Annotated in this window: 25 protein-coding genes; 6 read left to right on the top strand and 19 right to left on the bottom strand. The window is 42.5% G+C overall.

The features are described from left to right. Nucleotides 1-8 precede the first annotated feature (8 nt). The 7 genes from Q7P33_RS09305 to Q7P33_RS09275 form a co-directional block, all read right to left on the bottom strand. Complete coding sequence (locus tag Q7P33_RS09305; RefSeq protein ID WP_303869626.1) at nucleotides 9-566, bottom strand: DUF1788 domain-containing protein; 558 nt, start codon at nucleotides 564-566, stop codon at nucleotides 9-11. An 11-nt stretch (nucleotides 567-577) separates the two neighbouring features. After that, complete coding sequence (locus Q7P33_RS09300; protein WP_303869623.1) at nucleotides 578-1,183, bottom strand: DUF1819 family protein; 606 nt, start codon at nucleotides 1,181-1,183, stop codon at nucleotides 578-580. 50 nt (nucleotides 1,184-1,233) lie between these two features. Then, nucleotides 1,234-1,425, bottom strand: a complete 192-nt coding sequence (locus Q7P33_RS09295; protein ID WP_026395803.1) for a helix-turn-helix domain-containing protein — start codon at nucleotides 1,423-1,425, stop codon at nucleotides 1,234-1,236. A 786-nt stretch (nucleotides 1,426-2,211) separates the two neighbouring features. Continuing rightward, nucleotides 2,212-2,427 (bottom strand): STAS-like domain-containing protein, encoded by a 216-nt coding sequence (locus Q7P33_RS09290; protein ID WP_303869620.1) that lies wholly within the window; start codon nucleotides 2,425-2,427, stop codon nucleotides 2,212-2,214. 24 nt (nucleotides 2,428-2,451) lie between these two features. After that, nucleotides 2,452-2,694, bottom strand: coding sequence for a helix-turn-helix domain-containing protein (locus Q7P33_RS09285; RefSeq protein ID WP_303869652.1), 243 nt, complete (start codon nucleotides 2,692-2,694; stop codon nucleotides 2,452-2,454). Between the two features lie 96 nt (nucleotides 2,695-2,790). Next, nucleotides 2,791-3,006 (bottom strand): hypothetical protein, encoded by a 216-nt coding sequence (locus Q7P33_RS09280; protein ID WP_303869617.1) that lies wholly within the window; start codon nucleotides 3,004-3,006, stop codon nucleotides 2,791-2,793. Nucleotides 3,007-3,053: 47 nt separating this feature from the next. Beyond that, nucleotides 3,054-4,298, bottom strand: coding sequence for a hypothetical protein (locus tag Q7P33_RS09275; protein WP_303869615.1), 1,245 nt, complete (start codon nucleotides 4,296-4,298; stop codon nucleotides 3,054-3,056). Between the two features lie 610 nt (nucleotides 4,299-4,908). Here Q7P33_RS09275 and Q7P33_RS09270 point away from each other — a divergent pair. From Q7P33_RS09270 to Q7P33_RS09255, 4 genes are all read left to right on the top strand, one after another. Continuing rightward, a complete protein-coding gene (locus Q7P33_RS09270) occupies nucleotides 4,909-5,247 on the top strand; it encodes a helix-turn-helix domain-containing protein (RefSeq protein ID WP_303869611.1) in 339 nt (112 codons plus the stop codon). Between the two features lie 226 nt (nucleotides 5,248-5,473). After that, a complete protein-coding gene (locus Q7P33_RS09265) occupies nucleotides 5,474-5,641 on the top strand; it encodes a hypothetical protein (protein ID WP_303869608.1) in 168 nt (55 codons plus the stop codon). A 285-nt stretch (nucleotides 5,642-5,926) separates the two neighbouring features. Next, a complete protein-coding gene (locus Q7P33_RS09260; RefSeq protein WP_303869605.1) occupies nucleotides 5,927-7,234 on the top strand; it encodes a flotillin family protein in 1,308 nt (435 codons plus the stop codon). A 182-nt stretch (nucleotides 7,235-7,416) separates the two neighbouring features. Further along, nucleotides 7,417-8,082 (top strand): hypothetical protein, encoded by a 666-nt coding sequence (locus tag Q7P33_RS09255; protein WP_303869603.1) that lies wholly within the window; start codon nucleotides 7,417-7,419, stop codon nucleotides 8,080-8,082. 117 nt (nucleotides 8,083-8,199) lie between these two features. Here the strand turns inward: Q7P33_RS09255 and guaA are convergent, their stop codons facing one another. From guaA to Q7P33_RS09205, 10 genes are all read right to left on the bottom strand, one after another. Then, nucleotides 8,200-9,747 (bottom strand): glutamine-hydrolyzing GMP synthase, encoded by a 1,548-nt coding sequence (guaA, locus tag Q7P33_RS09250; RefSeq protein ID WP_303869601.1) that lies wholly within the window; start codon nucleotides 9,745-9,747, stop codon nucleotides 8,200-8,202. 8 nt (nucleotides 9,748-9,755) lie between these two features. Further along, on the bottom strand, nucleotides 9,756-11,213 hold the full coding sequence (gene guaB / locus Q7P33_RS09245) for an IMP dehydrogenase (RefSeq protein WP_070369496.1): 1,458 nt from the start codon (nucleotides 11,211-11,213) through the stop codon (nucleotides 9,756-9,758). A 193-nt stretch (nucleotides 11,214-11,406) separates the two neighbouring features. Further along, nucleotides 11,407-13,347: a 2-oxo acid dehydrogenase subunit E2 gene (locus Q7P33_RS09240; protein WP_303869596.1), complete on the bottom strand. Its 1,941-nt coding sequence runs from the start codon at nucleotides 13,345-13,347 to the stop codon at nucleotides 11,407-11,409. 12 nt (nucleotides 13,348-13,359) lie between these two features. Further along, nucleotides 13,360-14,346, bottom strand: coding sequence for an alpha-ketoacid dehydrogenase subunit beta (locus Q7P33_RS09235; protein ID WP_369693292.1), 987 nt, complete (start codon nucleotides 14,344-14,346; stop codon nucleotides 13,360-13,362). Between the two features lie 26 nt (nucleotides 14,347-14,372). After that, nucleotides 14,373-15,335, bottom strand: coding sequence for a thiamine pyrophosphate-dependent dehydrogenase E1 component subunit alpha (locus tag Q7P33_RS09230; protein ID WP_303869592.1), 963 nt, complete (start codon nucleotides 15,333-15,335; stop codon nucleotides 14,373-14,375). Between the two features lie 188 nt (nucleotides 15,336-15,523). After that, nucleotides 15,524-16,228 (bottom strand): 2-C-methyl-D-erythritol 4-phosphate cytidylyltransferase, encoded by a 705-nt coding sequence (gene ispD, locus Q7P33_RS09225; protein WP_303869591.1) that lies wholly within the window; start codon nucleotides 16,226-16,228, stop codon nucleotides 15,524-15,526. Between the two features lie 99 nt (nucleotides 16,229-16,327). Beyond that, a complete protein-coding gene (gene tsaE, locus Q7P33_RS09220) occupies nucleotides 16,328-16,789 on the bottom strand; it encodes a tRNA (adenosine(37)-N6)-threonylcarbamoyltransferase complex ATPase subunit type 1 TsaE (protein WP_303869590.1) in 462 nt (153 codons plus the stop codon). A gap of 1 nt (nucleotide 16,790) precedes the next feature. Further along, the gene (locus tag Q7P33_RS09215) at nucleotides 16,791-17,102 is read right to left on the bottom strand and encodes a PspC domain-containing protein (RefSeq protein WP_303869588.1); all 312 of its coding nucleotides are present in this window, start codon (nucleotides 17,100-17,102) and stop codon (nucleotides 16,791-16,793) included. Between the two features lie 19 nt (nucleotides 17,103-17,121). Continuing rightward, nucleotides 17,122-18,339, bottom strand: coding sequence for a pyridoxal phosphate-dependent aminotransferase (locus Q7P33_RS09210; RefSeq protein WP_303869586.1), 1,218 nt, complete (start codon nucleotides 18,337-18,339; stop codon nucleotides 17,122-17,124). 40 nt (nucleotides 18,340-18,379) lie between these two features. Continuing rightward, complete coding sequence (locus Q7P33_RS09205) at nucleotides 18,380-18,670, bottom strand: YerC/YecD family TrpR-related protein (protein WP_228879140.1); 291 nt, start codon at nucleotides 18,668-18,670, stop codon at nucleotides 18,380-18,382. Nucleotides 18,671-18,825: 155 nt separating this feature from the next. On the opposite strand from Q7P33_RS09205, the gene cysS reads away from it, so the two are divergent. After that, nucleotides 18,826-20,223, top strand: coding sequence for a cysteine--tRNA ligase (gene cysS / locus Q7P33_RS09200; RefSeq protein WP_303869581.1), 1,398 nt, complete (start codon nucleotides 18,826-18,828; stop codon nucleotides 20,221-20,223). Next, nucleotides 20,208-20,669, top strand: a complete 462-nt coding sequence (locus Q7P33_RS09195; RefSeq protein WP_303869579.1) for a Mini-ribonuclease 3 — start codon at nucleotides 20,208-20,210, stop codon at nucleotides 20,667-20,669. Before cysS ends, Q7P33_RS09195 begins: the two co-directional genes overlap by 16 nt. A gap of 54 nt (nucleotides 20,670-20,723) precedes the next feature. On the opposite strand, the gene Q7P33_RS09190 is transcribed toward Q7P33_RS09195, so the two are convergent. Both Q7P33_RS09190 and Q7P33_RS09185 read right to left on the bottom strand, forming a co-directional pair. Continuing rightward, nucleotides 20,724-22,115, bottom strand: coding sequence for an MATE family efflux transporter (locus tag Q7P33_RS09190; RefSeq protein ID WP_303869576.1), 1,392 nt, complete (start codon nucleotides 22,113-22,115; stop codon nucleotides 20,724-20,726). A 90-nt stretch (nucleotides 22,116-22,205) separates the two neighbouring features. After that, nucleotides 22,206-23,867 (bottom strand): DEAD/DEAH box helicase, encoded by a 1,662-nt coding sequence (locus Q7P33_RS09185; protein WP_303869573.1) that lies wholly within the window; start codon nucleotides 23,865-23,867, stop codon nucleotides 22,206-22,208. Nucleotides 23,868-23,937 lie beyond the last annotated feature (70 nt).

The raw sequence follows: 23,937 nt of genomic DNA, 5'->3' as shown, positions 1-23,937 counted from the left end.
TCCCCCTGTTATAGTAGATTGAATGCCCGATAATAGTTCCCGTCATGGAACTTATCAAACAGGTTTAAGCTTTGCCCGTTAAACTCTCCCGGATAAAACATCACAATTGGAATATCTGAGAATGCTTGCTGCATTGTATCGAGCATCTTATGTGACCTCATAAACGGGTACACTTTCCCAATTCCCGTCAGAAATAGCACATCACCATATTTGTGTGGCTCATATTTCATCTTTTCCAGAAATTCCTCCTGGGTAGCGATCTTCTGTAACTGAGCAAGGAGGTAGTCCTTGCCTTTTTTCTCTTCAAGCCCTGGTACGGTGCCAAGCACACGCTTTTCAGCCAAAATTTCCAAAAGAATCTTATACATGTCTCTCTCAATAATCCGAAATTCATCGGATGAACTGTTGACCAGTCGCTCAATATAATCCCGGACGATTAACTCATGCTGCGGTGCATACTTGAATACGTGAATCCCGACCTCGTTCGATAACCCTTTATTGGCAAGGAAGTTTGTATCGGAGATTCGCGCTTTAATTCGATCCAATTCTTGTTTTATATCAGTCATTGTCTTCACTCCTACCTGAAACAATTAAATGCCGCAAGGGCGGTTAAATCGTTATTCTCACGGATCCCGTTTTCCAGCTCCGCACTGATAAATATAGGGTTTAGCTCGCAAGCGCGAACATTGTCGAGCATCTCTGTTTCGATCAGGCATTTGGTCAGTACTTGTTTGAGTTTCGCTATTGTTTGCTCACTCCAGGTGGCGATATTATCGTTTTGCTCTCGCAACCGTGAAAAAAAGACATTGATGTCTTTCCTACTATAGGAGAAATCATGCTGACGGTATTTCTCGCCAATCAGGCTGGTCATAAACTCACGGACAAGGCGGTTATAGCGCATCATCGCATAGAGATTTATTTGCTTTGCCACTTCAACAGGTGCATTTGCCAACTCATAAACCAGTTTGTCATTGTCAAGGGCCAGAATTCTCCGATGACAAGCTCGCGCTAATTTTGATATCTTTCGTTCAGTCGGGTACTGAAATAAATTATCGTATTTTATGACTTCAACGATTTCGTCTATCGATTTTCCCTCAAGGTACTGTTTGGAGACAATTCTTATTTCATAGAAAAGAAATTGCTCGGCGGTCAGGCTGCCGTTATACATCATTGTTGTATCCATATTAATCAATCACCCACTTATATGCGCCGTTGACTCTTGTCATCGGCAGCTTATTCAATCTCGGCACTTTTGCCGCTATCTACCCAAGCATCAATTTCAGATATTTTAAATTTGTATTGCTTACCCACCTTTCGATAAGGAATCGCTTCTTTTTTTATCCAGTTGCGAATTGTATCCTTACTAACGCCGAGGTGTTCGGCAACTTCTTCAAGACTTGACCATTTTTCAGGTGCATTCGTCATTTTTCTCCTCCTTAAAAAGCCAAACAAACTGTCACTAGTCTGGTTATTTCTATCCAGCAGTATAATTTAAGTTCTTCTGATATTGATATTTATTTTGCATATAAATATCATCATTAGAGCGAAACAATCAAATCTACATAATCACATGTAATAAGTATAAATCCAACTAATTCCTATTAATCAATTTTAGCAATATCAATGCACAATGTCAATCTCAGGTGGAAATAATTTATGTAAATTGCAATAATACATCGATCTCTGTTCTTGGTTTATAGTCAATGCAGATGTAGGCTACCTACCCGTTTACTACAGCCAGCACAAAATCAACACAAAAATGTAAAAAAAGCTGTCGTTATATAAAAAAAGGAGAATATTATGAACAAAATACAGTTTAAATACTGCAAACTATGGAGAGAATATAGTATTGAAGAAAAAGAACTGATAATCAAAAAAAAGCGCACGTATGTCACAAAGTAGAATCTTTTAAGTATAAAATCAATAAATCAAATCAAAAATTTCGCAGAATGCAAAATATGAACGTTTCCGATTTAATATCATTACGCTGTTCAATTTGACTTGCAAATCATAAAAAAGAATAGGAGGAGTGTTACTTATGAAGATTTGTCAATTTGATCGATAAGAATCCTTTATATTTGGATTCATTGAAAATTACACATTAAATTTCAAACACATTCTGTGAAACAATTCATATTTTGCTACTTCACATTTTTATTATTAAAGCAATTTTCCGTGTTTAAAATTCGTTTTATCATTCCCATGACTTCATTATTTTGCATTGACAAAATTTAATTTCATTTTTGGGTTTTTGTTCTGAAATACAACAAATATTTCATGACAAAATGCCTGACCAATGTTATCAATATCTTCAAAATCAATGGTAATCTCTTTGACAGCATTTGAACTCTCTATAATGCGTCTTGCCTCAGATCTTGACATGGGATACTTATTTTTACATAAATATTTCAGTTTAATTTCTATCATATCAATTCCTTTATTTCAATAATTTCATCTTTGTACTAGCCTGCCAGTTAATAAAATATTCATTTCTTTTGAATTACGCACAATTTTATTAATCCTTGAGATTCCTGTAAGATCATCACTACTTATTGTACTAAAATCAAAATAGTAATCTTGCTGCAGCTCATCTGTTATTCCTTCCATTAAATCGTTACATGAACAACTAAACAAGTCGCATATTTTTTCAAGTTGATTGATACTTAATCGAAGTTCACCTTTTTCGAATTTTATTATTTTTTTTGATCAATTCCTAAATATTCCGCAAAGCACTTCTGACTTAAACATGCTTTATCGCACATCATCTTAACTTTAAGCCCAACACTATTTCTATTCATTGCAGTTTCCGTAATCAATTTCATCTTCCAACATATTAAGATTGTGATCGTGAATACTTGTAACAAATAGAGCCCCTCCGCACTCAGTGCAATAAGCTTTTAATCCCAGAAATTTATATGAAGATCCCTTGATTTTCTTTTCAATCCACGCTTCTTTGACTATATAGGTTGCTATTTCATGACATGTTTCGCAAAATGTTTTCATCATCGTTGATTTCCTCCTTGAGGTTTTTAGTAGGGTTCATTGACAGTTTATTATAGTAGCTTGATATTAGGGGGCTCATTAAATCCATCATCATAAATTAAAAGTACTAAATTGAATAAAACCAAACTTAAGATACTCTGCGGAACTTCTCTATTTCGCGAATACTTTATAATTTCCCATCCATTTTCCAGAGCACGTTCACCGTATCGCTCTACTCCGTGAATAGCGATATTTTTAGCATAATTCTTTGAAAACCGATGTTCAAGATAAGCTTTTGATGCACTTGCGACTTCTTTCCAGATTAATGCATAAACTTGTGAAACAGAGAAATATTCAAGAAGCTTCTCAATAATGATATTTGTCTTCTTCCCAAATTGAGTGTTAAAATGGACAGTACTTAATTGATATTCAAAATATGAAATACACTCCTGTTTCGCAATATCTTTCCACAATACCAATGCTTCCGATGAATTTATTTCAGAAGAATAATAATTTCCCAACAATATTTTTTTTATTAATGAATCAAATCCCTCATTACAAGTTACATTAATGATATACCATGTTTTATCAAGACAAAATTCATATGGAAAATCATCTAGAAAATTGAAATTTCCATTTTGATCTTCCAAAACGAAAGCTGTTATGTCAGAAATCGGACTTGGAATTAATATTCTTTGTTTAACTAATTCAGAATACATCAATGTTGTATATTGATCTGAAGGTGAAAGTGGTTTGATATAAGTTAAGAGTTCAAAAGGCTGAATTTGTCTTGTTGATGTATAATTTTCAACAAGCAACGCTTTGCAAATTGCGCTCAAATATACTTTATGCTTAAAACATAATTCATCAAAATCCAAAGGTATATTATTGTTGATGTTAAAAGCATTTTCTATGACTTCATGAATTTTACTGATTCTTTTTTCTCGATCTTGTCGATCTTTTTCTATTCGCTCTTTCTCTATTTTTTTTAGGGATAAACAATATTTGCAAGTACAATGATTTGACAAATTATTTGTGTGACCACAATTTAAACAAAAAAGCTCATGGATACTTGTGGGCACTTTATTCGTTTTAGATTTTTGATTTGAATATAGGAGTGCCCCGCAATTTGGGCATGGATAATCCTGATGAGAAACAGGAGGAAATAATTTGACTAGTTTACCAGGAGGTACATGAACATCAAATTCTACAAGTAAGGTTTTTACATTTTCGTTTTCATAGTATCGATAAATTAGTTCCTTTATTTGACTTTCCGACAAATGGGATAAGTCTTTATGAATTTTTTCATTGCTCATTATTCCCTCATTTTATGATAAATTTTAATTGAATATTTCGGCTAAAAAAACCGGTGATTAGTCTCAGCGGAACCAGATTTAAGTTTCACTTGATTCGACTTATTACAAACGGAATCTTAACCATTAAACACATAAAGCATATAAAATTGTTATCAGTCAAGGATAGCGCCGCAAAGCTTCCTTGATTGAGCTGAGTAATTCATGTATTCTCAAAGAATTGGATTATTGGACCAGATCGGAATTATTTAAACGAAACTCCGAAAGCATTTTAACGAAAGCCCCGCTGGTAAATCGCACCCGAAATACTCATTATAATTTAATTGTCTCTTTTGCGCATTTAAAGGAAAAACAATCACTTGTGACTTATCCCCTTTTTATAGGCTAAACCGAATTATATCCTAGATTTGTTATTTTCACACAATTAACTAAATAGCCTTCGTTTCTTTAAAAAGGCTTTCGAAGTAAAAATTTCAAGTCCTTAATAGAAATACTTTTAGTATCATAAATCTAGCATATATACTTATAGTATACCAATATTCCAATATGATATCAATAGTATGTAGAAAGTAGTAAAAGATACTTATAGACTATACTAAAAAGGAGTGGGTCTATGAGCGATTTAACAACTAAATTAGGCAAACGTATACGAAATTATAGACAAAAGCTTGGTTTTAGTCAGGAACAACTTGCCGAAAGATCACATTGTCATCCAACCTATATTGGTCAAATTGAACGAGGCGAGAAAAACCCAACCATTGAGAGTATAGAAAAAATTACGCGATCTTTGGGAATCTCTCTTTCACAATTATTTGAAAAAATCGATTTTGTTAATCCTTCTGAAAATCAAATTGCTGAGAAATGTTATGAAATTATTCTTTCAAAAACTTTTTTTGAGCAGAAAAGGATTTACAACATCATTGTTGAAATTGAAAAGTATAAAAATGAATAAAAGACTGCTCATTCTGTCAAAAGCAATTCTCTCCAACACAACTACTACCTGGTTAGAATTATCAAAAAGATGTTCAATATCACTATGTTAAGCAGCACCAGCACGAAACAAATTTTATTAATTTATTCGAATTCAACGAATCAATTAGCATTTTAAAGGTAGCTCGTTTGTCCGATGACTATAAAACACCAGACAAATTTAGAACTATCCTAAATAACTTCGAAAGATGGATGAACAAGAACGTAAAAGAAAAGTAAAAGAATTTAACGATCTTCTATTTGAAGTCCATGAAAGACAAGGAAGTAGTAAGAATGAATTTTTAAAACTAATAATGGGCTACATTGATTTTCTGCCCATAAATTTCAGCGTAGCTTTGATTTTATCACTTATTTGATTTTATCACTTATTAGAATAATAAATGATAGTTGTGTGATACTTCTCTTATTGCAAATAGAAAGGAGACGAAATCAGTAGGGAAATGTATTAGGGAATCTCGGATTACTCATGAAGAACAGACTTTAAAAGATATCTACCTGCTTTATAAAATATCGAGAGTTGCGATTTTGAAATAAACCAACTTGATTTGAGACTAGTGAATGGTTACAATAAATACATATAAACGTTGTGATAACAGCTTTATAAAGCTACAAAATTTTAACTACATTAGATAATCGATGTAATGGTGGATGGCGCGGTAAAGATCAAGATCGGTTCGTCACCAGAGGCCATTTTACTTGCTTCCGAGAATTTCTTGAACCAATCAACTGATTCAATCATTCCTCAAGTTAAAGATGTCCTTGAGGGAAATGTCCGTGAAATCATTGGCTCACTTGACCTCAAAGATATGTTGACCGACCGAAAATCCTTCTCTGAAAAGGTGCAGGAAAACGCTGTTCCGGATCTTAAACGGATGGGTCTTGAAATAATTTCCTTCAACATTCAGTCAATCCGCGATCAGGCTGGCGTGATTGAAGATCTCGGTACCGAAAACAAATCGCAGATCAAAAAAGGTGCTGCGATTGCCCGCGCCAACGCCGAGAAAGAAGTTGCGATTGCCGAATCAGAAGCCGCTAAAATTGCCAACGATGCCAGAATTAAAGCCGATCTGGAAATTGCCCAGAAAAATACCGATCTGGATATCCGCAAAGCCGAATTAAAACGTCAGTCTGATCTGACGAAGGCCCAGGCCGACGCCGCTTACCAAATCGAGCAGGAAGAACAGCGAAAAACAATCGAGACAAAGACCCAGGAAGCCAACATTATTAAACAGGTAAAAGAAATTGAGTTGGCCGCTAAAGAAGTTGAAGTTCGCGAACAACGACTAAAAGCAGAGATCAATAAAACTGCCGATGCTGAACGCTACCAGCGTATCCAAAAAGCCGAAGCCGAATTATTTGAGAAACAAAAAGATGCTGAAGCCAAGCTGTTTATTGCCACCAAAGATGCTGAAGCCAATCGATTGGCGGCCGAAGCTGATCGTTATGCCAAAGAACAGGAAGCTGCAGCCATTGAAGCCAGAGGTTTTGCCGAGGCTGCCGCTATCAAGGCCAAAGGTCTGGCTGAAGCTGCCGGAATTGATGCTAAAGCTGAGGCAATGAAGAAATTCAGCGATGCCGCCATCATGGAAATGTACTTCAATGCCCTTCCCGAAGTTGCCCGCAATGTTGCCGCGCCACTTAACAACGTCGATCGCATTACCATGTATGGCGACGGTAATTCTACCAAAATGGTCAAAGACATCGTCAATACCATGTCCCAAGTGACCGAAGGAATCTCCGAAAGCACTGGCCTGAATTTGCAGTCGTTGATTTCGGGATTCTTAGGCGGCAAAATGGCAACCCCAACTGAGGCCCCTACAATAACTGTCAGTACACCACTTGCTGCTGAAAATAGCGAACCACAGAATCAGGATTTGATAACCGAGTTTGCCACTCAGCTTCAACCTGCCCCTTCTGAAACCAGCACCGAAGATCCCGAAGAAGTCTAATTTTACAGCGTTTGCTTATTTTGACTATTTGAGATTGACGCATTTTGGTCGGGTTCTTCCCTTTTCTACCGAGTGAAATTCAAAAGAAAAGCACCTGCTTTTGGTGCTTTTCTTGATTAACGGGGTAATTTAACTTTATCATAATAATGATTTATCAATTCATATCAGGGGGTATCTCCATCATGAACACTTCAGCCTTTTTCAGTAATCTGTTTACTTTAGAAAATTCACCGGTCACCCAATTGTCGCTCTTTTTCGGGGGCGCATTTTTAACGATCCTATTCGTTTTTGTGATCTACTATGTCGTTTTTCGGGTAAAACATGAACCACCAGAAAAAATCAAGCGCCCAACTATCGAATCCCCTTCCCAGGATCTTGCGATGTTTGATGCGGCTGAAACTCCCAATTTATCAGCTCTTCAGGATCGCAACATTGCGGAACAGGCAAGGCTTCAAAAACTAATCGGTTTATTAAAAACTGCCAAACGACGGGAATCGCTCTATTCGCAGGAGGTCATCCTCGAAGATCTGGAAGCGGTTGTTTCAAAAGTTCGGGATAAAATCAGCAAGGAGCCAGACCTTCAGGTTTTTCCGCAATATGCCAGTCATCATGCTGAAACCGCCACTCAACTCCTGAACACCTACCTTGACTTAGATCGCACCCCGGATGATTCGGTGGAAAACATCAACAAGATCAGAAATGAAATCATTGCGTCCTTTCCGCCACTCCTTGAATTTTATCAGGATTATTTAAACCGTTTGTATGATGCTCAATATTTTGATGTGGCCAGTGATGTTGAGGTGGTCAAGTCGATTTCTGCAGATAAGCAGGATTTTTTGAGAAAGTGATTTAATCTGAGTGCGCAGGAACTGCCAGAAGAAAGCATAAAACAGCGCAAAATTCAAGCCGTTAGTACAATAAAAACCTCAAGAATCCTCTTAAAGAGATTCCTGAGGTTTTGTTTATTATTCCCACTCAATCGTTGAAGGTGGCTTGCTGGTAATGTCATAGACAATCCGGCTGACATGTTTTACCTCGTTAACAATTCGGGTTGAGATGCTTTCCAGCACATCATACGGGATGCGTGCCCAATCCGAAGTCATTCCGTCAACCGAGGTAACGGCTCGCAGGCCAATGGTATAGTCATAGGTTCGTTCATCACCCATAACACCAACACTGCGGTTTCCCGGCAGGACGGCAAAATATTGCCAAATTTCTTCATCCAGACCGGCTTTGGCAATCTCATCTCTAAAGACAAAATCGGCTTCTTTTAAGATATCCAATTTTTCTTTGGTGACCTCACCCATCACCCGAATGGCCAGACCTGGCCCCGGGAAAGGTTGCCGCCAGACCAGATCATGATCCAGTCCGATTTCTTCACCGACGGCTCGAACCTCGTCTTTAAAGAGGTTTCTAAGTGGTTCAATCAGTTCGAAATCAACATCATCGGGTAATCCGCCAACGTTGTGATGACTTTTGATCACCGCCGCGTTTTTGGTGCCGCTTTCAATCACATCCGGATAAATGGTTCCTTGAAGCAAGAAATCGATGTCGTTCAGTTTCCCCGATTCTTCCTCAAAGACCCGGATAAACTCTGTCCCGATGATTTTTCGTTTTTGCTCCGGATCACTGACACCAGTTAATTTACCAAGGAAACGATCTTCACAGTTCACCCGGATAAAGTTCATGTGAAAGCGATTCTTAAAGATTTCTTCAACCTGATCGCCTTCATCTTTTCGAAGCAGACCATGATCAACAAAGATACAGGTCAGCTTGTCACCAATGGCCTGGTGAACCAGGGTCGCTGCCACTGACGAATCAACCCCGCCGCTAAGGGCACACAGCACTCGCCGGTCACCGACTTGTTCTTTGATGGCTTCAATCTGTTCCTGGGCAAAATTATGCATGGTCCATAACCCTTCACAGCCACAGACATCATAGATAAAGTTATTTAAAACTTCTTTACCGTATTGGGTGTGTTCCACCTCAGGATGGAATTGAACCGCATAGAGCTTGCGTTCGTGACATTCCATCGCCCCGGTCGGACACGAGTCGGTGGTGGCAGTGATACAAAATCCTTCCGGAATGGTCTGGATATAGTTGGTATGACTCATCCAGCAGGTTGATCCATCCGGAATATTTTTAAACAGCACCGAGTCTTGTGAAAAATTCAAGGCCTTTTTACCGTACTCCCGAATATCGGCTGAGTCGGTAACCCCTTTTAGCTGCTCCGCCATCAGCTGAGCGCCGTAACAGATCCCTAAAATGGGAATGCCCATGTTATAAATTTCCGGATCACATTGGGGAGCTCCTGCTTCATGAACACTGGAAGGTCCGCCGGTAAAGATAATCCCTTTGGGATTTTTCTTGCGAATCTCATCGGGGGTGATGTCATAAGGAACAACTTCTGAATACACTTTTGCTTCACGAACCCGTCGGGCAATGAGCTGATTGTATTGTGCTCCGAAATCCACAATGAGAATGATCTCATCTTGATAATGCTTTTTAATCATAAATTCTCCTAAAATTGAGCGCTATTGTAGTTGGGTGATTCTTTGGTGATGGAAATATCATGCGGGTGACTTTCAATCAGACCGGCACTGGTTATTTTCATAAACTGCGATTTTTCTCGTAGATCCTTGATGGTCGGGGTACCACAATAGCCCATCCCGGAACGAAGGCCACCAACTAATTGATAAACGGTGTCGGCCAGCGGTCCTTTGTAGGGAACCTTACCTTCAACCCCTTCAGGCACCAGTTTTTTCTGGCCTTCCTGAAAATAGCGATCCGAGCTGCCGTCTTTCATGGCCCCTAAAGAGCCCATGCCACGGTAGGTTTTAAAGCTTCGGCCCTGATAAATGATGGTTTCTCCCGGACTTTCATCAGTACCGGCAAAGAGACTACCAATCATCACCACATCAGCTCCAGCTCCAATGGCTTTTACGACATCACCGGAATACTTGATCCCACCATCGGCAATTACCGGAATATCATATTCTTTGGCGACTTCAACCACGTCTAAAATCGCAGTAATCTGCGGAACCCCAATCCCGGCAACAACCCGGGTGGTACAAATAGAGCCGGGGCCAATCCCGACCTTTAGCGCATCCACGCCAGCTTCAATTAAATCTTTGGCAGCAGCGCCGGTAGCAATGTTTCCAACAATCAGTTGTACATCTGGGTATTTTTCCTTGATCGCTTTAACCGTTTTAACGACCCCAATGGAATGACCATGCGCCGTGTCCACGACGATGACATCAGCCTGAGCGGCTACCAGGGCGTCAACCCGTTCGAAGGTGTTGCTGCTAATACCAACGGCACCACCAACAATCAGTCGTCCTCGATAGTCTTTGGCGGCATTCGGGTATTTAATGCTTTTTTCAATATCTTTAATGGTGATCAAACCCTTAAGATTATTTTCGGAATCCACAATCGGAAGCTTTTCGATTTTGTATTGTTTCAAAATGGCTTCAGCTTTTTCCAGGGTAGTGCCCTCTTCCGCTGTCACCAAATTATCTTTTGTCATGGCGTCTTTGATTTTCTTTTTCGGGTCACTTTCAAAACGCAGGTCACGGTTGGTGATGATTCCCACTAATTTCCCTTCGATGGTAATCGGAACACCAGAAATTCGGTAGCGGGACATCAGTTCCAGTGCATCTCCAATATTATGTTCCGGCGATAAAAAAAACGGATCAACGATAACCCCGTTTTCTGAACGCTTTACCTTATCAATTTCAAAAGCCTGTTCTTCAATCGTCATGTTCTTATGAATAATCCCGATACCACCTTCTCTGGCCATGGCAATGGCCAATCGTCCTTCGGTGACGGTATCCATGCCGGCGCTCATAATGGGAATATTCAGGGCAATTTTCTTTGTCAGACGGGTGCCGGTGTTAACGTCTCCTGGCAACACTTCGGACTTCCCTGGGATTAACAATACATCATCAAAGGTAATGCCTTCCTTTAAAATCTTCTCCAACCTTGTACTCCTTTCAAATTTAACACTCGCTTAGATACAAAAAAAGCAGACAATTGGCCATTGCTTTTCATCTGCTTCATGTATGTTCTGTAATCTTATATTATGCTGTTTAGTCTAACACAATTTGCTTAAATGTGACAATGATTATTTTTTTGGTAACGTTATCTTTTCTTAATTCTGACAATTTTTAAGACTAAAACAATAATAGTGAGGGATTCTCCATGTCAGCCTTAACAGCCTGGAGGAATTTTGCACCTTCGACCCCATTGGCCACCCGCTGATCAAGATTCAGACTGATTTTCATCACTGCTCGAACAACCGGTTCCCCCTGAAAAATCCGGATTCGTTGAACCACTTCACCAACACTGAGAATCGCACTGTTCGTCGGGTCGATGATGGCGGTAAATTCCCGAATCCCATACATCCCCAGGTTGGAGATGGTAAAGGTGCTGCCTTCCCGTTGCTCGTGCGAGAGATGTTTGTTTTTAACAGCTTTTAAAAGATCACCCCGACTTTTGACAATTTCCACAAAGCTCATCGTCTGAGCGTCTTTGATCACCGGAACAATCAAACCCCCATCGGATTCCACTGTTAAACCCATATTTACATATTCCTGAGGTACAAGAATTGCGTCTTCCCGCCGAGCGTTAAGAAGCGGATGTTTCACCAAAGCCCGGGTTGTTGCCAGAAGCAGAAAATCGGTATAGGTGCAGCGGTATTTAGCCTGCTCCTCAATTTTTTTGGTAATCTTCTTGCGGAGATCCTTGATTTCTGTCATATCAATTTCTGTCGTTAAACTGATGACCGCTGTTTTTTCCTCGCTTTTAATCCGATATTTTCTGACTATCCTGGATCGAACCCCCTGACTCCGATTATTCTTCTCAAAACTGACTTCATCACTGACAGGCTGTTCTGCTTCCCCAAGCGGTTCTTTAGCTATTTCAATCGCATGCTCTGCTGCTGTTTGCAGCACTTCGTCGCTTACAGTGCTCTGATCCGTTGCAACAACCGCCAATTCTGTCTCCGGATTTTGAGTGTCAACGGCTGTCGGTTTATCCATTTTAATCTCTGGATCTGCTGTTTCTGAAGCAATTGGAAGCGCGGTTTTTTCTGACTTAATCTCAGTCTTTTTCTCCGGCTCCTGTTTTTTTCTTGCTAATCCCCGGGATTTTTTATTTTTTAAACCCAGCTCGTCGCGCTCATTTTCACGAAGTACGTGCATTGGCGTTGGCTTGACAATGATTTCTTCCCGGAGCGGCTCCGCTTTAAAATCAACGAACGGGACAAAATCCAGTTCTGAAATTTTTGTCACGACATCCGTATCTTTTTCTTCCAGAGCTGTATCATTGGCATCCACAAAGGGAACAAAGTCCAGCTCCGGATTCGGGAGTCTTTCAACTTTCTGATTCATCTCGCTCAGTTTTTTTCGGGGTTTGGTTTTGTTGACCGGGATTTCTTCCAGCTTTCCGGGTGTTGTAAACAAATTGCCGGGATTTCCGGCTATTTTATCCAGACTGGTTCCGATCACCACCGGCTCTTTTGACTTGTAGTCAAAGGTGCCCGGTTGAATAACCACCAGTTTTTTCACATCATCAACTTCAACTCGACCATTTGGTCCGGTTCCCGTGGCCTTTTCAATGTCCACCTTAAATTCCCGGGCAATCCGTCTGGCAGCTGGGGTCGCTCGAACCTTTCCCATCCGGGGATCCGGTTCAACCGTCGCCTCTTCCGGTTCTTCAATGATTTCATCATTAATGATTCCCCGAATGGCTTCTGCCGGTCGCTCTTTTATCCCTTCTTTAATGGTTTCTTCCAGATTTCGTTCCAGTTCTGCAATGGCGGCAGTTAGTTTTTCTTCCAGATTTTCTTCCTGTTGACCATCTTCACAATGGGCTTCTTCGCAATCGATATTCTCGATCGCCTGATCTGATATTTTTTTATCTGCCGCTCCGTCTGTTGGGCTGATTTCTTCGTTATCAGCATTCACTTCTGACAACGCTTCCTCACTTTTTTGATCATGCTCCTGGGTCTCTTCTTTAATCGCATCCGCCACTTCAACCATTACGGCATTCGTCAAGTTTTCTACTGTCATATCCACTGTCTCTTTCGGTACTATTATTTCATTTTCCATCATTGCGTCCGCTCCCTATTCCCGATTCAGAAGACGATAGACGCTATGAACGAAATCATTGCGCTGGGGCACTGCAGCTGACTCCAGTTCCTGATTAAAGGGAATTGGAACATCCAGGCCGCCCAGACGGACAATCGGTGCTGTGAGATAGTCGAAGGCTTCACTCTCAACAACCCGAGCAACAATTTCGCCGCCGACCCCGCCGGTTTTAGCGGCCTCATGGGCCACAATCAGACAACCGGTTTTAATAACCGATTCGATGATTGGTTTCATATCCATGGGATATAAGGTCAGGGGGTTGAGAATCTCCACCCGAATTCCTTCCTCTTCTAAAAAATCGGCAGCTTCAACGGCTTTTGCCAGAGTGGTTCCATAGGCGACGATGGTGACATCTTTTCCGGGCCGCTCAACGATGGTCTTTCCGATTTCTAAAGTGTACTCCTCGTCAAGGGGAACCAAACCAACCGCATCGTAAAGCATCTTATGTTCAATAAAACAGACCGGATTGTTATCCCGGATGGCCGCTTTGATCAGACCCTTGGCCTGGGCCGGGGTTGATGGGGTCACCACCTTTAGTCCCGGTACATGGCATAACCAGGCTTCCAGGCTCTGACTATGCTGAGCTGCTGCACCGGTGCCGGAACCAGCTGGCAATCGCAATACCATCGGCACCTGGGACTGACCACCAAACATATAGCGCATTTTAGCGCCCTGATTCACCAGAGCATCCAACCCCAGGGTAATAAAGTCCATAAACATAATCTCGCAAACCGGGCGCAGGCCGGTAGTTGCCGCCCCCACTGCAGTTCCGACGATGGCGGCTTCAGAAATCGGAGTATCCAGAATTCGCTCTTCACCAAACTCTTCCAGCAAACCTTTCGAGACCCCAAAGGCTCCACCATAAACACCAATATCTTCCCCTAAAAAAATGACATCCCGATCCAAACGCATTTCTTCTGTTATCCCCAGACGGATGGCATCGCGGTAGGTCATTTTTGTCATATCATTTGTTCTCATTCTTCAACCTCTCACGCATATACATCTGCTAAAATTGTATCCAGCTGCGGTGATGGACTTTTTTTGGCAAATTCCACCGCCTGTTCAATGGAAATCATGGCTTCAGTTTCCATCTTTTGAATCTGCTTTTCAGTAAAGATCCGATTTTCCCGAAGGTATTCTTTCATCTTCAACAGCGGATCTTTTTTTTGCCACTCCTTAACTTCCTGCTCGTCCCGATACAGCTGTTTATCACTTTTGGAATGGCCGCTGAAGCGATAGGTTTTCGCCTCAATCAGCACGGGGCCCTTCCCGGCTCTGGCATAGCGCAACGCCTTCGTAACGGTATTATAGACATCGAGGAAATCGTTACCGTCAATGGTGAGGCCCGGCATGTTATAGGCTTCGCTGCGATCAGAAATATTCTCAACATTCATATGATTTTCAACCGGATTGGACATCCCATATTGATTATTCTCGATAAAAAAAACCACCGGCAGCTTCCAGATCGAGGCCAGATTCAGGGATTCATGAAAACTGCCCGTATTGGTGGCCCCGTCCCCGGCAAAGCACAACACGACCTTGCCAGTGTGCTGGTATTTTTGCGTCAGTGCCGCCCCACAGGAGAGGCCAAAGCCGCCTCCAACCACACCATTGGCCCCCAGATTGCCATTTTCGACATCGGCAATGTGCATTGATCCGCCTTTGCCCTTGCAGTAGCCGGTATCTTTCCCCAGACATTCCGCCATCATCAGATTGACATCCAGACCAAAGCCAATCGCCTGAGCATGACCCCGATGGCTTAATGACACCAGATCGCCCTCTTCCAGGGCCAGACAGGCCATCACCCCAGCAGCTTCCTGACCTAAAGCGAGGTGGACTGTGCCATGAACCAGACCTTTTACATCCAGTTCATCCAGCTTCTCCTCGAAATATCGAGCCTGATTCATTTTATAATACATTCTTAATAGAAGTTCTTCTGATAATTCAATCATGGTTTCCTCCACATTTTCACTATTTATTTTTAAAAAGGTGAATAACCCTTAGCATTTTGTTTCATACTTTTCCATTATATCTTTTATTCCCCAATAAATAAAGAATGAAGCGAAAAACTGCCTAAAATAACAGTATTTTTCACCTCATTCTTTATTTCTATTAATAAACTTTTAATTTTTATGCCCGATCATTGGCTTTCAGCCATTTCCTTAATAATCGATTCAGCGACAGTTAAATCCTCCGGGGTAGTGATTTTGATATTGGTATAGTCGCCAACCACAATTTTAACCGGGATCTTCAGCCATTCTACCAGAAAAGCATCGTCTGTCCCAGATACGCCTGATTCAAGCGCTTTCTGGTGGGCCTCTTTGATCAGATCATAATCAAAGGTTTGAGGGGTTTGAATTTCCACCAGATAATTTCGATCCGGGGTCGCTTCAACAAAACCATCGTCATTAATCACCTTGATGGTGTTTTTAGCTGGCACCCCCACCACCGTAGCTCGATACTTGATGGTTTCTTCAATGCTCCTGCCGATGACCGAGTCACTAATCAGCGGTCTGGCCCCATCGTGGATCAGGACAATCCGGGTTTTCCGATTCACCGCCTTTAGTCCGGCATAAACCGACGCCTGCCGGGTGTCGCCGCCAGCCACTACTTTGACCTTGCTATAGGAATAGACCCCGATGACCTGATCCTGACACAGCTGCTGTTCTTCGGGATTGATGACCAGCACAATTTCGTCGATCAGCGAACATTTTTCAAAAACATCCAGAGTATGGGCTAAAATCGGTTTTCCGTTCAACTGCAGATACTGTTTGCTGACAGATGCATTCATCCGCCGACCCAATCCGGCAGCGGGAATGACCACACTGGTTAACACTTTTTCCATATTTGCCACCTTATCATTAATTATTCGCTTAACGCTTTCAGTCACTGACAACCAACCAGTTATACCCACGTTTTTGCCAAATGATTTTTTGCAATTTTTCTACAGCGAATTTAATATCTGCGCCACTTTCTGATTGTCGGTTCTCAGAATTATTTCCCGTTGGTCAGGTGTCTCCAGCTTTGATTCCAGGCTAATTTCCAACCTGGGTTCAAACGCTTCTTCCAAGACCAGATCCGGCCACTCCAGCAACAGGGTACACCCCTGACTGAGATAGTCATCAAAACCCATCTCATAAAGCTCATCGGGATCCTGAAGCCGGTATAAATCAAAATGAAAAACCCGGGGCGGGTTGCCATATTCATTGACAATCGTATAGGTGGGACTGGTCACCTCGTCCAAAAGACCCATACCAGCTACAAATCCTTTTGAAAACAGGGTTTTTCCAGCACCCATTCCACCGTGTAAAAAAATAATCAGGGGGAAGCGTATCGCTTCCCCCAACTGTTTACCAAAATCATATGTATCCTGACTTGATTTTGAAATAATTCGTTTCTCCAACATCTTAATCAACCTTTTCTTCGGATCCCGTCTTTTCGTTACTAAAATCAATGATCTCTTCGTCGCTGTTATCATCGATAATTTCATAATCCACTTCAACGACATCCTGATCCTCAATCCGCTTATTTCCGGGGAGAACCACTGCCAGAAGAATATAGACAATGATGCTGAGGATTCCCGGTACAAACCGGAGCACGAAGGGCAACAGGAACAACCCTCTGAAAACCCAGGGCGAAATGTTGCAGTATTCACCAAGACCAGCACAAACACCGGCCAGAATGGCCCTTTTTTTACTTTTCACTAATTGTTTTTTCATTATTATTCCATTCTAAATTTTATTCTTGACGGTAGGTTGCCATAAACCGTTCCAGTCGATCCATGGTTTCAATCAGATCTTCAGGGTGCGGTAAAAAAACGATTCTGAAATGATCCGGATTTGGCCAGTTAAAGCCGGTTCCCTGAACCATCAGGACATGTTCTTCTTTTAGAAAATCCAGGGCAAACTGGACATCACTGGTGATATTAAACATTTCGGTATCAATTTTAGGAAAGACATAAAATCCGGCCTTGGGTTTGACACAGGACAAGCCCGGAATCGCATTGATCCGCTTACAGACAATCTCCCGCTGTTCATAGAGCCGTCCGCCGGGCTTGAGCAGGTCATTCATGCTCTGATAGCCACCGAGTGAGGTCTGGATCGCATGCTGTCCCGGAACATTGGAGCACATTCGCATATTGGAAAGCATTTTAATCCCTTCGATATAGTCCTTTGCGCCCTCCTTATTGCCGGTCAGAATCATCCAACCGACCCGATAACCGGGAATCCGATGGGATTTGGACAAGCCATTGAGGGTTACCACCAATACATCTTCGGTGAGGGTTGACATCGGGATATGAACATTATCATCATAGAGAATCCGGTCATAAATTTCATCGGCGAAGATAATCAGATCATTTTCCACCGCCAGATCGACAATCCCTTCTAAAATCTCCCGGGGATAAAGGGCACCAGTGGGGTTATTGGGGTTGATGACGACAATCCCCTTGGTATTGGGGGTAATCTTACTGGCAATATCCGAAAGACTGGGATTCCAGTCGTCTTCTTCGTCACAAGTGTAATATACTGCATTGCCACCCGACAGATTGACGGCAGCCGACCACAGCGGGTAATCCGGTGCCGGCACCAGAATTTCGTCACCATTGTCTAACAGCGCCTGCATACAAAAAAGAATCAGCTCACTGACCCCATTACCCAGAAAAACATCATCAACCTTCAGATCCATCAGACCCTTGGTTTGATAATGCTGAACCACGGCCTTTCGGGCCGAAAAGATCCCCTGTGAATTACAGTATCCTTCAGCGGTTTTCATGTTATATTTAATATCCTGAATAATTTCATCCGGGGCATTTAAATTAAAGGGGGCTGTATTACCTGTATTGAGCATAATAATGTCAATGCCGTCCCGCTCCATGCGATCCGCCTCATCAACCACCGGTCCTCTAATATCATAACAAACGTTGTCCAACTTCTTTGACTTCTTCACAGCTTTCATCACTACACTCAACTCCTTTAATATTAAATTTTAGATAAGACTATTCCAATGTATGGTCCTTTTTCATTTTTTCGATGATGTTACGGTAGCCTTTGCCATGTTTGAGGCAGCGGTTAACCCGGCTGATCGTGGCCGAGCTGGCCCCGGTCAGTTTTTCGACATCGATAAAGGTTTTTCCCTGGGACAGCAAGTAGGCAATTTCAAAACGGTGAGCCATGTCTTCAATTTCTTTTATGGTACACAGGTCTTCCAGTAACAGATTACAATCCTCTTCGGTTTCTAGGGCTAAAATCGCCTGGGCCAGGACTTTTCTTTTTGCATTTGCTTCCATGGAGATTCCTCTTTCATTTCTTGTTATTCATCTGGGATGATAAAGAAATTTTCTTCCTAAAAAATTTTATCCATTGACACTTAATCTTATCTTTAGTGTATAATATGTTATCATAACACATTGCTGTAAAGAAATAAATTGAAAGGTTGTACTTTATGAAATTATATAATACCCTGACCCAGCAGAAAGAAACCTTCATCCCGATTGAAGCGGGCAAAGTGCGGATGTATTCCTGCGGCCCGACTGTTTACAACTATTTTCATATCGGCAACGCCCGTCCCTTCATCGTTTTTGACGTGCTGCGCCGTTTTTTGGAATATACCGGTTATGAGGTCACCTTTATCCAGAATTTTACCGATGTTGATGATAAAATCATCAACCGTAGTCACGAAGAAGGGATTTCGCCAGGTGATGTTTCGGAAAAATACATCAAGGAATACTTCACCGATGCGGATGCTCTGGGCATCAAACGGGCTTCGGTTCATCCCAAGGTCAGCGAACACATTCCAGAAATCATTGATATGATCAAAACCCTGGAAGAAAAGGGACTTGCCTATAACGTCGATGGCAATGTCTACTACCGTGTCGATGCCTTTAACGATTATGGTAAACTGTCCAAACAATCCATTGATGATTTGAAATCCGGCGCCCGAATTGATGTCAATGACGAAAAAAACAGTCCCCTGGATTTCGCCCTATGGAAAAAGAAAAAAGATGGCGAACCCTATTGGGAAAGTCCCTGGGGCCAGGGACGACCAGGCTGGCACATTGAATGTTCGGCGATGTCCAAAAAACACCTCGGTGAAACCATTGATATTCACGGCGGCGGCCAGGATCTGATCTTCCCCCACCACGAAAATGAAATTGCCCAATCGGAAGGCTGCTGCGGTAAACCCTTTGCCAACTATTGGGTACACAACGGTTATATCAATATCGACAACGAGAAAATGTCCAAGTCCAAGGGCAACTTCTTCACCGTCCGGGATATTGCCAAAACCTTCGATCTGGAAGCGGTCCGGATGTTCTTGCTGATGGCACATTACCGCAGCCCGGTTAACTTTAGCGAACCGCTGCTAAAACAGGCCGCCAGTGCCCTGGAACGTTTATATACCGCCAAATTCCAGATGATCTTCCTGCTGGAAAACGCCACCGCAAAGGCAGCCACCGAAGCCGAACAGGTTTGGATTGATTCTCTGTCCAAATACAAAAACGATTTTATTGCTGCCATGGACGACGACATCAACACCGCTGATGCCATCGCCGTTATTTTTGAGTTGGTTCGGGATTTAAATTCCAACCTTGATGCCACTTCTTCCAAAGCGGCAATCATTGCCGGCCAGAATATTTTTGCCGAACTCACCGGTGTTTTAGGACTGGCAGTAAAAGAAAAAGAAACCAATCTGGATGAGGCGGTGGAAGAGCTGATTGCCCAGCGACAGGCCGCCCGCAAAGCCAAAGATTTTAAGCGGGCTGACGAAATCCGTGATGAACTGCTGGCCAAAGGCATTGTATTGGAGGATACCCGGGAAGGTGTTAAATGGAAAAAAGCCTGACCTCCCCAGATCCTGACACCCTTTCTATCATTCAGGCCACCATCGAAAAAAGCTATACCATTGAACAGGCCGCTGCCATGAATCCCCTGGCCCTGGCCTATCTCGGCGATGGGATTTATTCTGATATGATTCGAAAATACCTGCTTGGCTGTGGTCACCAGAACGTCAACTTCATGACCAAAACCTCCATCCGCTATGTCCGGGCCAGTGCCCAGGCACAAATCATCCGGGAGCTGCTACCGCAGCTTTCTGAAGCCGAAGTGCGGATGGTTAAGCGGGGCCGCAATACCGCCTCTCAGGTTCCCAGGAATGCCAACCCGTCTGACTACCGCTATGCCACCGGTTTTGAAACCCTAATTGGCTACCTTTTTCTTTGTGGTGAACGGGAACGGATGAATGCCCTGATTATTCAGAGCATTGCGATTATCAATCAAAGCCTCAACTAACAAAAGATCTGCTTTGGGCAAATGCCTGAAGCAGATCTTTTCATTTTTGTTGTATTAGTTTTGTACGGTGACCGGAGCCGCCTCCCAGGTATCAAAGATGGTTCGCTGATACCACCGATACATGAACAGCTCATACGCCAGACAAACGATTTCCGAGATGAAAAATCCATACCAGACCCAGGCCAGTCCGCCGGCCTGAGCCAACAGATAGGTAACCGGAAGAAGTACAACCATCTGGCGGATGAAGGAAGCAATCATGCTGACATAAGCTTTCCCGATAGCCTGAAAACTGACACTGAGCATAATCGAAATCCCCGCCAATGGAAAAGCCAGACTGATGCTGCGCAGACAGTTGATCCCGATTTCCATCATTTCTTCCGACGGATTAAACGCCATCATAATCTGCGCCGGGAAAAGCCAGAACAGCACTGTGCCAATGATCATAATTGAGAGCGCCGCGGTAATTGCGACCTTTAGGGTTTCATTGAACCGTTCCCGGTTTCTGGCCCCAAAATTAAAACCGAAGATGGGCATGGCCCCCTGTCCCAATCCAAAGATGGGCATAAAGATGACCGACTGAATTTTGAAGTAAACCCCGAAAACTGCCACCGCCGACATCCCAAATCCTGCCAGGATCAGATTGTATCCAGTAATCATCAGCGAGGCCAATCCCTGCATAATCGCCGCTGGCAAACCGACTTTAAAGATATCTTTGACGATTTTTGTGTCATAGTGAAACACCTGATAATCCAGTTTGAGATACGACTTTCCGCTTTTAAAAACAATCAAAAGCATATAAACCATCCCAAAGAGCTGACCGATGACCGTGGCAATGGCCGCACCGGCTACTCCCATGGCCGGAAATCCAAACCACCCGAAAATCATAATCGGATCCAGAATAATATTTGTCACTGCACCAATAATCTGACCCACCATCGGTTGAATCATTTCACCCGTTCCCTGGAGGGTTGAAAAAGCTGCCTGGGTAATAAAACTACCAAAACAGAACACCGTGACGATCATCAAATAAGCGCGACCTTGAGCAATGATGTTGCTACTGTCAGTGAACAGACTGATAAACGCTTCTGCCGTAAAGAATCCCAGAATTCCCAACACGGCGGCGATTAAAATCGCCAGTAAGAAACCATGCTCAGCCACGTTGGCCGCCTCGCTGTTTTTATTCTGACCCAGCCGTCTGGATATGGCTGAATTAATCCCAACTCCCAGACCGACAAAACAGGAGATAATAATCATCTGAATCGGAAACGCCAGAGAAACCGCCGTTAGTGCTTCTTCCCCGATTTGCGCCACAAAGATACTGTCGACAATATTATATAAAGCCTGAATCATCATTGAAATGATTGCCGGTATGGACATTGAAAAAAGCAGCTTCGGAATTGGAACGACGCCCAGTTTGTTCCTTTTTTCTGTTTGTGTGTCTTTCATAGGGCACCTCCTCTGTTTTTTCTGAATACTGTATCAAAAAACCCGGATCCAAGGACAATGTCAGCCTCACACCCAGGTTCCAAAATCTAATTATTTCTTCTTTTTAGAAATTTCAACTTTCACTTTACGTTCTTTGATTATTTTTCCGTTTAGTTTCTTTTCGACTTTTTTCGCTTGCTCTTCATCCACATCAACAAAGGTAAACTTATCATACATGTCAATATTACCCACTGCTGACGATGGAATTCCGCATTCACCGCAGATTGCTCCCAGAATATCCCGTTTTTGGGCATGATCCTTTTCGCCGACACTAATAAACAATCGTTTTGTTTTTTCTGGGCCAACACGACGAGAGCCACCATCTCTGGATCCCCCATCACGACGACCCCGTCCATCCCGGCGAGGACCAGCATCGCTCCGTCGGGGACGGCGCTCCACAGTATTCAGATCTTCGGCTTCTGACAGCGGTAACTGGGCCTGTAACAGCACTGCAGCAATGGTTTCGGCGGTGTAACCTTTTTCAACCAAGTCGTCAATAATTTTCAAGTAGGTATCCAGGCTGCCTTTTTCAGTGCCTTTTTCAGCCCGAATTTTAAAGCGTTCGTGGAAGTGGGCTATCTTTATGTCATTGATGACTTCACTGGTAGGAATCAGATCCCGTTCGATACTTTTTTTAGTGTAATCCGTAATCTTTTTGAGTCTGAACTGATCTCTTGATCGTGCCAGGGTCAGGGAAATTCCGCTTTTACCCGCCCGGCCGGTTCGACCAATTCGATGGACGTAGTATTCTTCATTGTCTGGCACATCGTAGTTAAAGACAATATCCACATCATCCACATCAATCCCCCGGGCCGCCACATCGGTTGCCACCAGGATATTCAGTTTACCGCGACTGAAATCTTTTAATACCGCCATTCTAGACATTTGACGCATGTCACCATGAATCTTGTCAACCGAATAACCCAATTTTTTCAGATCATCGGTGATTTCATCAACATATTTTTTGGTGTTACAAAAAATAAGCGATCGCTGGGGTTTGTAAACATCCAGTAATCGGGTTAACGCTTCAAACTTATGGTGATCACTGATGTTAAAGTATTTCTGCTCAATGCTGGTAGCCACCATCGTTTTTGGCGAAATTTCAATCATTACCGGATTTTTTTGATAGGTTTCAGCAATTTTTAAAATTGGTTTTGGCATCGTCGCTGAGAATAACACAGTCTGAATATCATGGTCAATTTCATCGAGAATCAATTCAATATCTTCCCGGAATCCCATGTTTAACATTTCATCTGCTTCGTCCAGCACCACCATCGAAACATCGTGCAGTTTCAAGGTTTTTCGACGCATATGATCCATTACCCGGCCGGGGGTGCCAACGACGATCTGAACCCCGGATTTAAGGTCTCTGATTTGACCTTCAATGGATGCCCCACCAAAAATCGGCAGAACTTTTACGCCTTTCTGGTATTTTATTACTTTTCTAAACTCGTCTGAGACCTGTACTGCCAACTCACGGGTTGGGCATAGAACTAAAACTTGTACTTTCTTTATGGAAGGGTCAAGCTTTGTAATGGCTGGAATTGCAAAGGCAACAGTTTTTCCTGTTCCGGTTTGCGATTTTCCAATGAGGTCTCCTCCCATCATCAATTGTGGTATCGCTCGCTCCTGGATTTCGGTCATTTCTACAAAGCCCATTTCTTCGATGCCTTGCAGTAATTGTTCATTAATTTCTAATTCTGTAAATTTCATTTAGTATCCTTTCTCGAATATATAACATCTTATTTTAAACCAAATGAAACGATAACGCAAGTTTGTTTTA

The sequence above is a fragment of the Acetobacterium wieringae genome (assembly GCF_026646375.1).
GTDB classification, from domain to species: domain Bacteria; phylum Bacillota; class Clostridia; order Eubacteriales; family Eubacteriaceae; genus Acetobacterium; species Acetobacterium wieringae_A.
The sequence above is the reverse complement of the archived record's forward strand: the minus strand, read 5'-3'. Positions and strand labels throughout refer to the sequence as shown.

Coding starts and splice junctions, on each gene's coding strand:
- Q7P33_RS09280 (WP_303869617.1), bottom strand. CDS start 3,006: ATGATGAAAACATTTTGCGAAACATGTCATGAAATAGCAACCTATATA.
- Q7P33_RS09185 (WP_303869573.1), bottom strand. CDS start 23,867: ATGAAATTTACAGAATTAGAAATTAATGAACAATTACTGCAAGGCATC.
- Q7P33_RS09295 (WP_026395803.1), bottom strand. CDS start 1,425: ATGACGAATGCACCTGAAAAATGGTCAAGTCTTGAAGAAGTTGCCGAA.
- ispD (WP_303869591.1), bottom strand. CDS start 16,228: ATGGAAAAAGTGTTAACCAGTGTGGTCATTCCCGCTGCCGGATTGGGT.
- Q7P33_RS09290 (WP_303869620.1), bottom strand. CDS start 2,427: ATGATAGAAATTAAACTGAAATATTTATGTAAAAATAAGTATCCCATG.
- Q7P33_RS09300 (WP_303869623.1), bottom strand. CDS start 1,183: ATGGATACAACAATGATGTATAACGGCAGCCTGACCGCCGAGCAATTT.
- tsaE (WP_303869590.1), bottom strand. CDS start 16,789: ATGTTGGAGAAACGAATTATTTCAAAATCAAGTCAGGATACATATGAT.
- Q7P33_RS09260 (WP_303869605.1), top strand. CDS start 5,927: ATGGTGGATGGCGCGGTAAAGATCAAGATCGGTTCGTCACCAGAGGCC.
- Q7P33_RS09190 (WP_303869576.1), bottom strand. CDS start 22,115: ATGAAAGACACACAAACAGAAAAAAGGAACAAACTGGGCGTCGTTCCA.
- Q7P33_RS09270 (WP_303869611.1), top strand. CDS start 4,909: ATGAGCGATTTAACAACTAAATTAGGCAAACGTATACGAAATTATAGA.
- Q7P33_RS09215 (WP_303869588.1), bottom strand. CDS start 17,102: ATGAAAAAACAATTAGTGAAAAGTAAAAAAAGGGCCATTCTGGCCGGT.
- Q7P33_RS09265 (WP_303869608.1), top strand. CDS start 5,474: ATGGATGAACAAGAACGTAAAAGAAAAGTAAAAGAATTTAACGATCTT.
- Q7P33_RS09230 (WP_303869592.1), bottom strand. CDS start 15,335: ATGATTGAATTATCAGAAGAACTTCTATTAAGAATGTATTATAAAATG.
- Q7P33_RS09195 (WP_303869579.1), top strand. CDS start 20,208: ATGGAAAAAAGCCTGACCTCCCCAGATCCTGACACCCTTTCTATCATT.
- Q7P33_RS09305 (WP_303869626.1), bottom strand. CDS start 566: ATGACTGATATAAAACAAGAATTGGATCGAATTAAAGCGCGAATCTCC.
- Q7P33_RS09275 (WP_303869615.1), bottom strand. CDS start 4,298: ATGAGCAATGAAAAAATTCATAAAGACTTATCCCATTTGTCGGAAAGT.
- guaA (WP_303869601.1), bottom strand. CDS start 9,747: ATGATTAAAAAGCATTATCAAGATGAGATCATTCTCATTGTGGATTTC.
- Q7P33_RS09235 (WP_369693292.1), bottom strand. CDS start 14,346: ATGACAAAAATGACCTACCGCGATGCCATCCGTCTGGGGATAACAGAA.
- cysS (WP_303869581.1), top strand. CDS start 18,826: ATGAAATTATATAATACCCTGACCCAGCAGAAAGAAACCTTCATCCCG.
- Q7P33_RS09205 (WP_228879140.1), bottom strand. CDS start 18,670: ATGGAAGCAAATGCAAAAAGAAAAGTCCTGGCCCAGGCGATTTTAGCC.
- Q7P33_RS09255 (WP_303869603.1), top strand. CDS start 7,417: ATGAACACTTCAGCCTTTTTCAGTAATCTGTTTACTTTAGAAAATTCA.
- Q7P33_RS09210 (WP_303869586.1), bottom strand. CDS start 18,339: ATGAAAGCTGTGAAGAAGTCAAAGAAGTTGGACAACGTTTGTTATGAT.
- Q7P33_RS09240 (WP_303869596.1), bottom strand. CDS start 13,347: ATGATGGAAAATGAAATAATAGTACCGAAAGAGACAGTGGATATGACA.